The organism is Neolewinella xylanilytica, assembly GCF_002934605.1.
Lineage (GTDB): Bacteria > Bacteroidota > Bacteroidia > Chitinophagales > Saprospiraceae > Neolewinella > Neolewinella xylanilytica.
Genome location: NZ_PTJC01000006.1, coordinates 416,769 through 433,443, shown reverse-complemented (window position 1 = coordinate 433,443; position 16,675 = coordinate 416,769). Strand labels below are relative to the sequence as shown.

The 16,675-nt window shown below is 60.9% G+C and carries 1 protein-coding gene; it reads right to left on the bottom strand.

Annotated features, from left to right (window positions below; all coding sequences use genetic code 11):
* Window positions 1–209 precede the first annotated feature (209 nt).
* Window positions 210–16,646: a PKD domain-containing protein gene (locus tag CLV84_RS10930; RefSeq protein ID WP_104419831.1), complete on the bottom strand. Its 16,437-nt coding sequence runs from the start codon at window positions 16,644–16,646 to the stop codon at window positions 210–212.
* Window positions 16,647–16,675 lie beyond the last annotated feature (29 nt).

Genomic DNA, 16,675 nt, shown 5'->3' with positions numbered 1-16,675 from the left:
AAGGAAACGCAGCGCGGTCACCCCCCCCTTGCCCGGGCTTGCGACCCCGGCAAGGGAATAGCCACTTTCCTCCCGACTGCAGCGCAGTCGCACCCGAAACCTTAACGGATGCGCCGAACAAAAAAAAATCCCGGTAAGCGACGAATCGCTTACCGGGATTGCTTGGGGTTTCGGAGACCGGCGTGCTTCCTGCGCGCCGGCGCCCTCGGTTACCGCAGTAGGGTCACGTAGCCGGTCTTGGCAATGATACCGGTTTCGTTGGCCATGCCCGTCCAGCCGCGGCCGTTGCGGAACTTGGCCCGGTGGACGCGCCAGACGTAGGTACCCGGTTTGGCGGGTTGCCCCTGGAAGGTACCGTCCCAGGCCTCGGTCGGGGAACCTTCGCCGTCGATGGCCTCGGATTCCCAGACCAACTGGCCGGTGCGGGTGTAGACGGCGATGTAGTAGTCTTCCAGACCGATGCCCTTAGGCTTGAAGACGTTCTGCTCCTCGACGGTGTTATCCTCGGGGGTGAAGATGTTGGGTACGAAGAGGCCGACGAGCATCTCCAGGTCCACGTTCTTGGCCACGGTATCCTGACAGCCGTAGTCGTTTTCGACCCAGTGGGTAACGGTCTTATCGAAGCCGGAGAGGTAACGGTGTACCGGATCCAGTTCCGTGCTGCCGTGGCCGTCACCGAAGTCCCAGCCGAAGTAAACGGCGTCGGCACTCGAGCGGTCGAAGAACTGGATGGTGTTCATTGCCTCACCCTCGGCGTTGTCGAACTCGAAGTCGGCGACCGGGCGGGGGAAGATCTCCACGAAGTTCCGGAAAGTCGTGGTATCGGCGCAGCCACTACCGTTGCCGGCGATGACGGTCACGTCGTACAGACCAGGCTCATCGAAGCTGCGGCTGAAGCTTGCTCCTTCGGTGGTAAATCCGTCGGAGAACGTCCACTTGATGTAATCGGTATTCGAGCTTTCGCTGACGAATGGCAGGTCACCCGCTACACAGGTTGCCGTATCCGGGATACTGAATTCGGCTACGGGCTTACCGTAGATCGGCAGCGGCTTAGCTGCGGCGGCCTTACAGCCGAACTCGTTGGTGGCTTCCAGGACAACGTTGTAGGTACCGGCTTCGGTGTAGGTAATGCAGGGGGTGTTCAGCCCGGAGGTCAGTCCGTTGCCGAAATCCCAGGAATAGCCCTTGGCACCGGTGGTCTGGTTGGTGAAACATACCGCCTGCGGTACGTCACACGCCTCGCTGGCCTGGGCGGCAAACTTCACTTTGGGGACGTCGTGAACCTCGACCGAAGAGAATACCGCGTCGTTGCTGCAACCGTACGCATCGCGAACGGTAAGGGTGATCTCATACGTACCCGGCGTGGTGTAGGTGTGGGTACGTGGCTCAGCGCCGACGGCGGTATTCCCGTCACCGAAGTTCCAGCTGAAGTAGCTGCCACTTTCGGTGAGGTTCTTCAGGTCGACCTGCAGGGGCGGACAGCCCATGACATTCTCGGCGGTCACGGCCACGGGGGGGGCCGGGCGGATCGTGATCTGCTGACTGAAGACGCCGGGACAGTCGGCACCCTCGACGGAGGCCGAGAGCGTGACCGTGTATTCACCGGGGCCGGGGAATACGTGGCCGGGGTTCTCCACGTCCTTGATGGTGGATCCGTCGCCAAAGGTCCAGACGAAGTCGGTTACCCGACCGGAAGTATTCCGGAAGTAGACGCTATCGCCCACACAGGTGGCGCTGGCAACCTCGAAGGACACGTCGGGAGCGGGATACACCGTCACCGGTAGCGTGATTTCATCGCGGGTACAGCCGTTGTCGGCCACCAGGGTGACGTTGTACGTCTTGACGCCGTCGGTGGTGTTGCGGAAGGTGTGCTCGGGCTCTTTCTCGTCGGAGGAATAGCCGTCACCGAAGTCCCACGCGTACGTTACCAGGCTATCCGGGCTGCTGAAGTTGCGGAACTGGACGGTGAAGGGATCGCAACCGGTACGCTCGTCGGCGCTGAAACGCACCCGTAGTTCGTTCGGCTTCGAAACGACCGTCTTGGTCAGGGTATCGCTACCACAGCTATTGTAGGCCACCAGCATGATGTCGAAGGTGGCGTTTTCGGTGCCTTCGGCAATGAAGGAGCGGGCGGGCGGCGTAGCGGCGATAGAGTACAGCTCGCCGTTGACGAACCACTTGTACTTGTTCCGCGTACCGGCGGTCTGATTATCGAAGCTGACGTTCAGCTGCGAGCATCCGGCTTCCTCACTAAGGGCGAAGGCGGCTACCGGCTCGGTGGTGATGGTGACCTCCTCGCGGTAGGTATGCGTACCACAGTCGTTGGTGACGGTCAGGCTCACCAGGTAGGTGGTATCCACGCTACCGCGCTCGAAGCGGACGGGGGCGGGATTTTCGCTGCTACTTGTGCGTCCGTTGCCGAAGTCCCAGTAGTAGACGGCTTCTCCGAACACCTGGCTATTGTTGTAGAAGGTGAAGGGGACGTCGTCACAGGCTACATCCTGCTCCTTTTCGAAGCGGGCCACCGGCGTTCCGGTGACGTTGATGTGCTTCACCACCTCGTGGGCGCAGCCGAATGCATTGTAGGCGGTTAGCGTCACGGTGTGGATGCCGGGGGTGCGGAAGGTAAATACGGGATTTTCGATCCGTACCGGCGGTTCGTCGGAGTTACGCCACACGTAGCGTACGCCTCCCGTGCCGCTCTGCTTGAACTGAACGGGCTCGTCGATGCAGACGAAGTCGGGGGCATCGATGCGCGCGATCGGTCCGGGGCGGACATTGACCGTAAAGTCAACCGATCCCGTACAGGTCATACCGGCGGGCCGGTAGTAGTAGGTCAGGGTGTAGGTTCCCGCGCCGAGGGAGCTGGGATCCATTACGCCACTGCGGTCGATGACGCCGGGGCCTTCGTACCAGCCGCCGGTCGGGTTACCATTGGAGAGTACGAAGTAGGTATCGGTCTCACAGGCATCCAGTACGGGTTCGGAAACGGCCACCGCGGGTTTCTCGATTACCACCACTTCCCGGGTTCCGGATACGGTACAGGCCCCGTTATCGTACGTATACGTCAGTACGGTGGTGCCTACGCCGGCGGCTACCGGGTTGAAGTCACCGCTGGCGGTCACTACGCCCGTGCGGCCTCGCGTATCGGTCCAGTTTCCGCCGGCGGGCAGCGGGGTGGGCAGGGCGTAGACGCCGTCCAGGATACATACGGTATCGCGGCCGCCCATCGTCAGTTCGGGGGTGGCGTCGATGTGAATGGTATCGGCTACCGTGGTCACCCCACAGCTATTGTACACCGTCAGTTCGTAGACGAACGTACCGGCTTCGCGGTAAGGGATGGCGGTAGGGTACTCCGCGCGGGAGGTGATATTACCGACGCTGCCGGGGAAGGACCAGCGTACGCTGTCAACCCGTGCCCCGCCGTACACGACGATCGGCGTCAGGTCTACGCTTTCACAGAAGCGATCCTGGTTAGCCAGTAGTACCGCTACGCTTTCCTTCACGTCGACGGTGCCGGTCCAGGTGATCGGGTCACAGCTCGGGTTGTCGATCTCGGCGGTCACGGTATAGGTACCCGCTCCGGTGAAGGTAAAGGTCGGTTTGGCCGAGCGGGCATTGTCGATCGTTACGCTGCCGGCCGGACTGACCGACCACAGGTAGTTCAGGTGCGGGTCAGTGCTTCCGTTCCGTACGGTCACGGTATTCCCGGCGGACAAACACAGATCGGTTGCGGAAAGGGAGATGTCAGCCACCGGTTCGGCGTAGATGCGGAAGGTATCGCGTTCGACGGTACTACCACAGTCGGAAGCCGCGTTGACGGTGACCATGTAGGTACCGGGTGCGAGGCTCAGGGTGGGGTTATCGGGAATATTGCTTTCGAACACCGTTGCTCCGCTGGCATTCGTAATTCGCCAGCTGGCCCGGTTCGCGCCGTTTATCGCGGCGGAAAGGGCAACCGTGGTGGGACCACAGAAATCGGGCTCGGCCGTCAGTTGAATGGAGGGAACTCCACCTACGGTGATGACGGCGTCTTCGCGCTGGGTTCCACACTCGGGGTTACCGGCGGTGAGGCGGATGGTGTAAGCTCCGTTGGCCAGGTTTTCGCCAATCGCAAAGCTTGCCGGGGAAGCCTGGCTGGTAGCCACGATCGTGCCCATCGGATCGATCAGCGAGAAGGTAAAGTCGGTCAGGTCGGCACCGGAGGTATTGGTGACCCGGATCGTTCCTCCCTGGCAGACGAAATCACTGTTCACGGTGAAGGAGGGCATAGCATCATCGTAGATGCGGAAGGTATCGCGGTCGATTGTCGATCCACAGTCGGAAGTGGCCGTTACGGCTACCACGTAGGTACCCGGTTCGAGATTGAGCGTTGGCCCGTCGGGGATATTGCTTGCGAAGACAGTCTCTCCGGCGGCATTGGTCACCTGCCACTCCGTGCGCTTAGCGCCCGCGGTAGCGGCCGATAAGGTTACGGTGGTCGGGCCACAGAAATCCGGCTGGGGAAGGATATCCACGGTCGCGAGGCCGCCAATGGTAATCGCCATTTCGTCGGATTTCATTCCACATTCGGGGTTGCCGGCGGTCAAGCGCAGCGTATACGTCCCCTTCGGCAGGCCCTGTCCGATGGTGAAGTTCGCCGGAGAGGCATCGCTGGTCAGTACGGTCGTTCCCGAGGGATCGATGAGGCTGAAGGTGAAGTCCGTGACGTCACCCGTCGAGGTGTTGGCTACCGATAGCGTCCCACCCTGGCAGACTACGTCGCTGCTCACGGTGAACGACGGCGTCGGCTCCGCGAAGATGCGGAAGGTATCCCGGTCGGTTACCGTTCCACAGCCGGAAGTGGCGGTGGCGGCTGCGACGTACGTACCCGGGTTCAGGTTCAGCGTGGGGGCATCCTCCACGTCACTTTCGAAGACAACTTTGTCCTTCGCGTCCGTAATTGCCCAGGCGATGCTGGTGGCACCCGTATGAGCGGCGGAAAGGCTGACGGTATTCGGTCCACAGTAATCGGGTTGGGCGATCACTTCGATGGTCGGTGCACCACCTACGGTAATGCTGGTCTCGGAAGTCTCCATACCACAGGAGGGATTACCGGCGGTGAGGCGGATGGTGTATTCTCCGTCGGGTAGCGCTTCTCCGATGGAGAAGGTAGCCGGGGAAGCACTGCTGGTCAGCATGGTGGTCCCCATCGGGTCGACGAGGGAGAAGGTAAAGTCGGTCACGTCTCCCACCGAGGTATTGGTTACGGTGAGGGTACCTCCCTGGCAGGCAACTTCACTGTCTACCGTAAAGGAGGGTTCCGGCGTTTCGAAGAGCTGGAAGGTGTCACGGCTGCGGGCGACGCCACATTCGTTGGCCACCATAGCGGTTACGTGATACACCCCTTCACGCAGGTTGGCAACGGGCGGAGTGAAGGCGTCGCTGTTGTAAACCAGTTTGCCCGCTTCATCCCGGATCTGCCAGTTGATGAAGTTGATACGGGATGGATCGCTGTAGTTGCCGCTGAGCTGTACCTGTCCCGGACCGCACTGGTCGTTCTGGGGTACGAGTGCGATGGCAGGCAGGGCTCCCACGTTAATGCGGGCGCTGTTGCTTACCGGCGCACAGCTGGGGCTGCTTACTTCCAGGCGGACGGTGTATTCGCCTACCGCCAGGTCTTCCCCGAAGGTGAAGGTGGCGGGGGAAGCGGCGCTGGTGCGCACCACGTTGCCATCGCGGTCAACGAGGGTGAAGGTAAAGTCATCCATTCCACCGCCCGAAAGTTTCGTAGCGGTGATGCTGCCTCCCGTACAGACCGCGGTGCTGCTCAGGGAGAAGTTGGCCGCGGGAGCCGGGTTAACGGTGAAGGAGACTACGTCGGTGGCCGCACCGCAACCGTTGGTGGCGGTCGCCTTCAGGATATAGCTACCTGCGGAAAGTTTCACATTCACCGGATCGAAGGTGGCATCGGTGTAGACAACCGAACCGTCGGCATCCGTCACCTGCCAGAGGATTTCCAGGGCACCGGTGAGGGTAGCCCGGGGGGTGAAATCGGATTCCCCGCAGAAGTCGGCAACCGGCTCCAGGGAAACCGTCGGCGTCGTATCGATCACTACCGTAGTTTCCGTGCCGATGGTACCCGTTGCACAGGAGACGCTCTCTCCTTCCATGCGTACGGTGTACGTACCGGCGGCCAGGTCGCTACCGAAGGTGAAGGGGGAAGCCGTGCCGGTGGCAACCGTGGCTCCGGCCGCATCGACAACGGTAAACCGCAGGTTGGCGAGGTCGGAGCTGGTGTTGGTCACGGTTACGATTTCACCCGTACAGACGTTGTCGGTATTCAGGGAGAAGGTAGCCGGGCTACCCTGCTCGATCTCGAAGGTGGTGAAGTCGCTGGCATTTCCACAGTCGTTGGTGACGGTCACCAGCAGGGTATAGAAACCGGGGCCCAGGGTTACTTCCGCCGGATCGAAGCCGGTGGCCGCGTACACCAGGTTACCCGCGGCATTGCGGATCTTCCAGTCGATGCCACTCGCTTCGGCGTAGACCGCGGAGGGGGTAAAGGTCAGCGAACCACAGGCACTGGCTACCGGCTCCGCCGTTACCGAGGGATCGGCGTAGATGGTAATGGTGGTATCCGTGCTTACGGGGCTGTCGCCACAGGCCGTGTCGTACCCATCCATGCGGACGGTGAAGGTGCCGGGACTCAGTTTGGCGCCGAAGCGGAATGGGGTGCCGGTGCCGGAAGCGACCGTGATCCCGTCTCCATCAATCACCGAGAAGCGCGGGTTGGCCAGCGTAGCGGTGGTATTGGTCACCGTGAAGGTGCCCCCTTCGCAGCTTTCATCCTTATCGAGGGCAAAAGCGGGCTCGGAGCCACCGGTTACGGCGAAGGACACTACGTGGTCGGCCGATCCGCAATCGTTGCTTACGGCGGCGGTCAGTTGGTAATTACCTACTCCGAGGGTAACCTGCTCCGGGTTGAAGGAAGTGTTGGTGTACAGCACCGTTCCGTTTCCGTCGGTGATGGTCCAGCGGATATCGTCGGCAAACGTCCGGGTGGCGGACGGGATGAACGTCAGCGTTCCACAGCCATCGGCAATCGGGTCAACGACCACCGTAGGGACGCCGGCTACGCTCACCTGCCGCTCGATGGCCGCGGGTTGGGCGGGGCAGCTGACACTCTTACCTTCCATCCGGACGGTATAGGTACCCGCCGCGAGATCGCTGCCGAAGGTGAACGGAGAAGCGGTGCCGCTGGCGACGATGGTTCCGTCCGCGTCGCGAACGCTAAAGGTCAGTTCGGTAACGTCGCTGCTTGTGTTGGTTACGGTAAAGCTTCCGCCTTCACATACGTTTTCGGTATCGAAGCTGTAGGTGGGCGGAAGGCCTTCCGTTACCTCGAAGGTGGTCACGTCGACCGCAATGCCACAGTTATTCGCGACATCGACGGCCAGGGTGTAGAAGCCGGGGCCAAGGGTCACCGCCGCCGGATCGAAGGTTTCGTCGGTGTAGACGACGGTTCCCCGGGCATTGCGAATATTCCACCGGATGCTGGTCGCATCTTCCACGGTAGCCAGCGGGGTGAAGGTGAGGGATCCGCAGTTCCCGCTGACGGGCGCAAGGGCTACCGTTGGTACGGGGCGTATCGTGATCGTGGTATCGGCACGTACCGTGGCGTTGGCGCAGCCGGTGCTGATTCCGGTCATCGTCACCGTGTAGCGGCCGCCGGGCAGGCGGTTGCCGAAGGTGAAGGGCGAGGCGGAACCGGTGGCTACGACCGCGTCCATTTCATTCCGGACCGTAAAGTTTACGTTCTGCAGTCCGGCAGTGGTATTGGTAACCGTTACGGTTTCTTTTTCACAGACATCCTCCGCGGAAAGCGTGAAGGTGGGGGCGTCGGGAGCCGTAACCGTGAAGGTTACCGTGTCCCGGTCGCTACCGCATTCGTTGCTCACCTCGACGGAGAGGGTGTAGGCTCCCGGTCCGACAAAAGCGGTTTCCGGCGAGAAACTATCGTCGGCGTAGACGGGCATTCCCGTAGCGTCGGTGATTTTCCAGCCAATAAGCAGGGCATCGGTAACGGTGGCCACTGGCACGAAAGTGATCGATCCACAGGCGTCAGCCACGGGTTCCAGGCGTACGGTGGGTCCGGCGGAAACCGTCAGTGTCGTATCGGTGAGCACGGCCTCGCCGCAGATGGCACTGTTTCCTTCCAGCAGCAGCGTGTAAGTGCCTGCTGCCAGTTGGTCGCCGAAGACGAAGGGCGTGGTCGTTGCGGTGGTTACGGTAGCACCGCTGGCATCCAGCAGCGTGAAGGTCAGGTCGGAGAGGCCGGACGTCCCGTTCGTTGCCGTGAAGGTTTCTCCCTCGCAGATGGTCGGGGCACTGAGGGCCAATACCGGAGTGGTCGGACTTAGTACGCTGAAGGTATCCCGACTGCGGGCTACGCCGCATTCGTTAGCTATCGTTGCGGTCAGGTAGAAGGTTCCCTCGTTCAGGGCGGCGGCGGGGGGGTCGAAGCTGTCGTTATTATAGACCAGCTTGCCGGTCCGGTCGCGGATCTGCCAGTTGATGAAGGTGACCTGGGCGGGATCGGTGTGGCTGGCGGAGAGGGATACCTCGGCCGGCGCGCACTGGTCCGCAACCGGATTTACTACGATAAAGGGCGAAGCGCCTAGTTTAACGGATGTGCTGTTGCTGACGGGCGCACAAGACGCGCTTCCCACGGTGAGGCGTACAGAGTAGCTACCGATCGGCAATTCATTGCCGAAAGTGAAGGTAGCCGGCGACGCGCTACTGCTCATGATCACCTGGCCGGCGGCGTCGAGCACGTCGAAGGTGAAGGCATCCATGTTTCCGGTGGAGCGATTGACCGCTACGATGCTTCCGCCCTGACAGACGGCGGAGCTGCTCAGGCTAAAGTTCGGGGTCGGGCCTGGATTGACCGTAAAGGACGTACGGTCTTCGGCGGTACCACAGTCATTCGAGACCATGGCGACCAGGGTATAGGTTCCGGCGGAAAGCACCACCGGGCGGGGGGCAAAGGAATTGTCGGCGTACACCACCGCACCGTTCCGGTCTTGCACCTCCCAGCTGATAGCCGTGGCAAACACCGTGCTCGCGGTCGGAGTGAAATCGCTTTCACCACAGAATTCCGCAACCGGATCCACGGTCACCGTGGGGAGGGACATGATCTGGACTACTTCCTCACGGGAAACCGCGTCGGACGAGCAGGACAGGCTGGTTCCTTCCATGCGAACCGTATACGTTCCCGTCGGGAGGCCCGGGCCGAAGGTCAGGGAAGTAGTATTCCCGGAGGCAACGGTGGCACCCTGGTCGTCGAGGACCGAGAACCGGACATTGCTGAGGTCACTAGTCGTGTTCGTCACGGTGATGGTTTCGCCTTCACAGACGCTTTCGGCGTCGAGGGAAAAGGTCGGCTCCGTACCGGTACCCACTTCGAAGGTGGTGACGTCGTCGTCAGTGGCGCAATCGTTGTATACGATAGCGGTAAGGGTGTAGAAACCGGGTCCGAGTGCGACTTCCGCCGGGGCGAACGACTCATCGGTGTATACCTGTCGTCCGCTCGCATTCCGGATGCTCCAGCGAATACCCTTGGCGGAAGTGTACACCGCCGCGGGGGTAAAGGTGATGGAACCGCAATTGTCGGCTACCGGATCGAGATGGACCACGGGATTGGCCCGGATGATCACGGTGGTATCCACGCTTACGGCAGTTCCCGCACAGGAGATACTCGTGCCCGCCAGGGTGACCGTATAGGTACCCGGAACGATGCCCGTACCGAAGGAGAAGGAGGGACCACTGCCCGTGGCCACGGTGAATCCGGAAGCATTGGTCACCCGGTACGTCGGGTTGCTTACGTCCTGGCTCACGCTGGTAGCGGTGATGGTTTCTCCCTGACAGCTATTATCGGTATCGAGACTCAGGACCGGCAGGGGGGCCCGATCTACGGCAAAGGTGACCGTGTCGGCGGCTGTATCGCAATCGTTGGAGACGGTGGCGCTGAGCGTATACGTGCCGGCGGCCAGGGTGATCTGACCGGGTTCGAAGGTCGCGTCGGTGAAAATCTGCTCTCCGGCGGCGTTCTGGATTATCCACCGGATAGCCTTGGCATTGGTGGTTACGGCGGTCGGCGCGAAAGTCACCGAACCACAGCCATTCGCAACCGGCGTAATGGCGATGCTTGGCGAAGTAGCGACGGTAACCACCTGCTCGGTAGCGACGGTGCCGGTGGCACAGGTGCTGCTATTCCCTTCCATGCGCACCGTGTAAATGCCAGCGGGCAGGTCGGTGCCGAAAGTGAACGGAGAGGTCGTGCTGGTAGCCACGGGATTGCCCGCAGCATCCATAACGGTAAACGCGAGATCATCGAGACCGGAGGTCGTGTTCGTCGCCGTAATCGCGTCTCCCGTACAGGTGGTTTCGGAGCTAAGCGTAAAGGTGGGTGCCTCGCCGGTGGAAATTTCGAAGGTAGTGGCGTCGTCGGCAATGCCGCAGTTGTTGGCCACTTCCACGGCGAGGGTATAGAACCCGGCGGGGAGCGTCACTTCGGCGGGGTCGAAGGAGTCGTCGGTGTATACCCGTACGCCCTGAGCGTTGCGGATCGACCATTCGATGACGCTGGCATCGGTGATCCGGGCCGTCGGGGTAAAGGTAATCGAGCCGCAGCGGTCCACTACGGGGGTTAGCACCACGAGGGGTTCCGCCTGTACGGTGATGGTTGCATCCTTACTGATGCTCGCTCCATCACAGGCGTCGCTGTCACCGGTCATCCGTACCGTATAGTTCCCCGCAATGAGGTCGCTGCCGAAAGTGAACGGAGAGTCCGTGGTTTGCTGGATGGCATTCCCCCAGCGGTCCATGATCGTGAAGGTGACGTTGCTGAGGTGGCTGCTGGTGTTGGTCACGGTGAAGGATTCTCCCTCACAGTGGCGGTTGCTGTCCAGATCGAAAGTGATCAGCGAGGCTACATTGCCCGTTACGGAGAAGCTCACGGCATCGGTGGCATTCCCACAGCCGTTATTTACGGTGGCGGACAGGGTGTAGTCGCCGCCACCCAGGGTGACTTCCGCCGGCGTGAAGCTATTGTCGGTGTAAACTACCGCACCGGAGGCATCGCGAATTTCCCAGCTAATGCCAATGGCATTGGTGTGGTTACCGGTAGGCGTGAACGTGATCGAGCCGCACTTGTCGCCAACGGGGCTCACGACGACCGAAGGGCCATCCGTCACCCGTACCAGCGTATCCACCTGCATGGCTTCTCCGCAGGTGATGCTGTTGGCTTCCATGCGGAGGGTATAGGTTCCGGTGGGCAGGTCGCTTCCGAAGGTAAAGGGAGCTCCGACATTGGTCGCGAGAACCGCTCCACCAGCGTCCAGCACCGTAAAGCTTACGTCGGTGAAATCAGCGTTCGTATCGGTGGCCGTGATCGTTCCGCCCGGACAAATACCGTCGGTATCGATGGAAAGGATCGGCTCGCTGCGCTCCGTAACGTCGAAGGTGAGGCTATGCTGACCGCTACCACAGGCGTTCGTGACCGAAGCCGTCAGCGTATACGTACCCGTCGGGAGGGTGACTTCCGCCGGGGAGAAAGTAGCATCGGTGTACACCACGTTGCCGCTGGCGTCGGTGATTTCCCAGTCTACCGCAGTGGCGTCGACGAAGCTGGCAGCAGGCGTAAAGGTAGCCGGGCTACAGGCGTCCGCTACGGGATCCAAGGTAACGCTGGGCGAGCCGGTCACCTCGAAAGGAAGCTCCGTAGCGACGGTACCACCGCCACAGTCCGTGCTCCGTCCTTCCATGCGGATAGTGTACGTACCGGCGGGGAAGGCATTGCCGAGCAGGAAGGTTGCCGGAGAACCACTCACGTCCAGCAACTGATCGCCGGCGGCATTGAGTAGGTAAAAATGAATATTGGTCAGGCCGCTGGTCGTGCTGGTAGCGGTCACGGATTCACCGGGGCAGGTTTCCGCAACGTCCAGATCGAAGGTAGGCGCAGTGCCCGGGACGATCGTGAAAGTCTGCTGGCTGCGGTCCGTAGCACAGGCATTGGTCACGGTAGCGGTCGCGGTATAATCGCCGGCGGGCAAGTCCGTAGCCAGGGGTTGGAAGGAGTCGTCCGCGTAAACCAGGTTGCCCGAGCCATCGTGGATTTCCCACCGAATGGCGGTCAGTAGCGTAGAGTCGGTATGGGTGGCGGTCAGGGCCACGGTGGCCGATCCGCAGCCGTCGGGAATCGGATCCAGTACCACTTCGGGTTCGTCAATGAGGTACACGAAGGCCTCTTCGGATCCGGTACCACACTTTTTATCGTCCAGCTCGAGGCGAATGGTGTAGGTGCCGGGAGCCATATAGTCCGGGAAGGTGAACGTAGCCGGCGAACGGGATTCGTAAGCCACCGTATTGCCACTGGCGTCCAGGAGGTAGAACCGGGGGTTCTTGGTCAGGGCACTCGTGTTCGTAACCCGGATCGTTCCTCCGAAACAGGTCATATCCCGGTCTAAGGTGAAGCTAACCGGCGGACCGTCCAGCACGGTGAAGGGTTCCTCCACCGCGACGCCGTCCGGCGCGCAGCCGTTGTAGGCGATGGCGGTAAAGACATAATCTCCGGCCACGTCGACGTCAAAATTCCCGTCCCAGGGCGCGCCGGAGTAGATCGTTGCTCCCGCGTTCGTGCCCGTCATACCGGTTATAACCCACCGGATCGAATCGATCAGGGATTCATCAATACCGTAATTGACCGATGGTCGCACCCGTACCCGGCCGCAGGCGTCGTCGATCCTGGCTACGGTGACGACCGGCAGGACGGCGACGCTCACCTCGTGCCGGACCGTCTGGTCCGCGCAGATGCCATTGGATACCGTAGCCGTAATGGTGTAGTTCCCTACCCCACCGTTGAAGGTGAAGGTCGGTTCGGCCGCGTTTACATCGCTGATCACAACGTTAGCGGAGGGGCTCACCGACCAGGTATAGGTCAGTCCGTTACCGGTGCTGTTGTTCGTGACGGCCACGCTTTCGCCCTGGCAAATGCTATTCTTGTCAAAGCCGATGTCGACTACCGTAGGTTCTTCGACGTCAAAGCTTTCCGTAACCGTGGTCGTACCACAGGCATTGTAGACGGTCAGGCTCACTTCCAGGCCGTTGCCGTAGGACGCGAGGTTTACTTCCCCGGGTTCCAGGTCGGTGGAAAAGGCGGGGGTACTTCCGGCGGGGAATACCCAACGGACGGAATCGATCATCGCCGCGGCGGCACCGTAATCGGCGGAAGGCTCGAAGGTATCCGCTCCACAGGCGACCACGATGTCATCGATGGTGACGTCGGGTACACCCCCCACGGTCACCAACGTATCCCAGGTGATGTCGCTACAGCCGTCGACCGAGATCAAGGCCTCCAAACGGTAGGTTCCTACCTCCGCGGCCGCAATCACGGTGAAGGTCGGCGCAACCTCGGTGGAGGTGGCCACTACGTTACCGCTCGGTCCGAATGCCGTCCAGCGGTATCCGCTGATGTCGCCGGTGCTGTTATTCGTTACGGACACGGTGTTATCGCCGTTCAGACAGACCTCGTCCTGGGAAATGTCGATGTCTACGGTAGCATCGCCGGCCACCGTGAAGGTCTCGGTTACCGTTTGGGTGCCGCAGGAGTTGGTAGCGGTAAGGGTGACGGTATGCTCTCCCCGTCCGAAGTAAACACCCTCCGGTTGCAGGCGGGTGGAGGTCGAAGGCGGTGAGGCGGTGGGGAAATCCCACGCGTAGGTAGTGGTGGCGATATCGCAATAGGCACCGCGGGTGGCGAAGGTTACCTCCTGTGGTCCGCAAAGAATATCGATCGGCCGGATTTCGACGCTCGGCGTTTCTCCGATGGCCACTTTCTCGGTGTGGGTGGAGGTTCCGCAGCTGCTGGTGACCGTCAGGGTCAGCAGGTAGTTTCCGGGCTCGGAAAGGGTGATGACCGGTTCGAAGCTGTTGGCGTCGGTCCCTTCCGCGAATACGACGCCGCCGCTGTAGCAGGCGTTTTTGGCGGCGGCCAGGCTCCAGGTCATCACGGCCTCGTCGCAGCTACTGACGGCGGAGGTAAGGTTTTCGGGCCGCAGGGTCAGGCCGGCGGGCATACAGCCGGCGGCCTCGGGCAGGGTAAAGTTCGCATCCGGTGCTTCGCGGACGCAGATGGTGGTCTGGTCGGAATCGGTACAACCCGCCTCGTTGGTATAGGTGTAGGTCACCGTGTAGGTTCCGGGGGCGGGAGCGGAGAACTCCCCGTCGGCGCTGATGTAATCGCCCGACCAGTCGCCCTTGCGGTGTCTGCTGGAGGGGGCACCTTCCAGTTCGATGGTTTCGTCAACGCAGGCAACCCGGGGCTCACCGGCATCGGCGACCGGGTAGGCATGAACCGTAACGGTGATGATGTCACTGGCGTCACAACGTCCCGCCGGGTCGGTACCCAGTACTTCCACGGTGTACACGCCGGGGACGTCGTGGTTGAAGACGACCGAAGCGCCGGTAGTACCGGACAGGTGATCGCCCGTCCAGGTATAGGTAGCCCCACCGGTGGCCGTCAGGGTGACGTCGTCTCCGGCACAAACTTCTACGTCGCCGCCATCCACGTCGATGGGGGCGCCGGGGTTCACCTCCACGGTGTAGGTCTTGGTATTGCTACAACCAATGGCGTTGGTCACTTCCACGGTGTATTCGCCGCTGTTGCGGGGTTGGGCGTTCGCTATGGTCCATTCCGGTTGGTCGGAGGTGAATCCGTCGGGGCCGGTCCAGGAGAACGTCAGTCCCGCTTCGCTTCCACCCAGGCTGGCGGAAACGCTGGAGGATTCACAGGCCTGGTCGGTGACGGTGATTTCGGGAAGCTCCGGCGGACCGGCGATCTCGAAGGTTTCGGTGACCACGGTCGTTCCGCAACTGTTGCTGACGCGCAGGCGAATGGTGTAGATACCGGGAGCGTCGTAGGTAACCGGGCCGGGGAACTGGCTGGTGATATCGCCGCCACGACCTCCGTTGAAGTCCCAGGTATAGGCAGGCGGATCGGAGCAGTCGAGGCTGATGTTCAGGACGGGTTCGATCACGATCGGATCGAGGAAACAGGTGTCGGCGATTTCCGCGATGCTAAGCCGTGGGGGCTCGGCTACGGTAAATTCCTGCCAGCTGGTATCGGATCCACACTCGTTGGTGGCTACGAGTCCCAGCCGGTAGATGCCACTGGAGTCGAAGCGAATATTGAGGTCCTGGCTGTTTAGCTCCTGCGCGCCGCCGCCCGAAAGCACGGTGTAGCCGGCTTCTTCCGCGCCACAGTCCGCCGCGAGGTAATCCACGAGCCATTCGTAGGTCGCCTCCGCGCCGCAGGTGGTCAGGGTATTGGAGGTATTGGTGGTCTGGATCGTAAGGGGGGAACAGGATTCCGGATCGGTATTGACCGCCGAAAAACTGGCCTCCGGCTCGGGCAGGATACAGATGGTCTGCGTCATCGGGGGCGAGGTACAGGCGTTGCTGTACTTCGGCGTATAGTTGAGGGTGATCTCGTACTCTCCGGCTTCGTTGAAGCGGATATCCAGTCCGTTTTCGCTGTTGAGCGAACCCGATACGATTTCGTACTTCGAGGGGTCCGCGTTGATGGACCACTCGGTAAGCATCTCGAAGCTACAGGTATTCCCGACCGCGTAGAGGGCGGGCGTGGAATTATTGCGAATTTCTACCACCCCGCCCTCACAGGCTACGTCGTCGGCGTCGAAGTCCATTTCCGGCGACTTATTGGCCCGAATGATGGTACCCCCTGATTGCGTGAAGCAGGGGTTGGTGGCCTCGAAGTAGATGTTAAAGTAGTTGTTTGCGGTTTCCTCGCTTTCACACGGACTGGTGGTGAGGTAGTAGCTGAAGTTTTTGGGCGGCGGGTGATTGAAGTAGGTCGTATCGCCGCTGCCGTCGTTGACCCAGATCTTATAGATCGTGCCCGGGGGGTTATCCTCGGTACCCGAAATCCGGAACTCCACGTTTTCCGGTACACATGCGATCTGGTTGCTCACCGGAACGATGTTGCCCCCGGGGTTACTACCGTAGAAGAACTCGAAAGTCTCCTTCGCCCAGCAACCGTTGGCGCCCTGCACCGATACTTCGATGTCGTAGAGCCCCACGGAGGTGTAGGTATGCGCCGTCAGATTCGGCAGGGTGGCTCCTTCGTAGCGCGTGGACCCGTCACCCCAGTCGACGATGTAATAAATGTTGCTCGCTAATGTCGAGGACGTGTTGATAATCCGCAGCTGGTAGCTGGGGTCGTCCGTCGGCGCACAGTTCACGAAATTGTATATGCCGACGCTCTCGATCGAGGCGTCGGGCAAATCGGAGGCACTGATCGAGACCGTCCGGGTTACCGTATCCGGGACGCAGCTGCCGCCGGTAATCAGCGTCACGTCAAAGCTGTAGCTGCCATCGGTGTCGGCATCGAAAATATGGGTAGGGTTCCGCTTAGTAGACGTGGCCCCGTCACCGAATGACCACTTGTAGGTACCCGCGGAGGCGGTGACCGGTGTAAACTGGAACTCATTACAGCTGACGGCCGTGAAATCGAAATCGGCCGGACACCGCTGCCCGAAGATCCAGGATGAAGTAATCGTGAAGAGTAAAAGGGTAAAAATTCGCATAAACGAAAATTTTCAAACGGGATATAGGG

Bases quoted from the DNA above. Each gene is read 5' to 3' on its own strand.
- CLV84_RS10930 (WP_104419831.1), bottom strand. From the start codon at position 16,646: ATGCGAATTTTTACCCTTTTACTCTTCACGATTACTTCATCCTGGATC.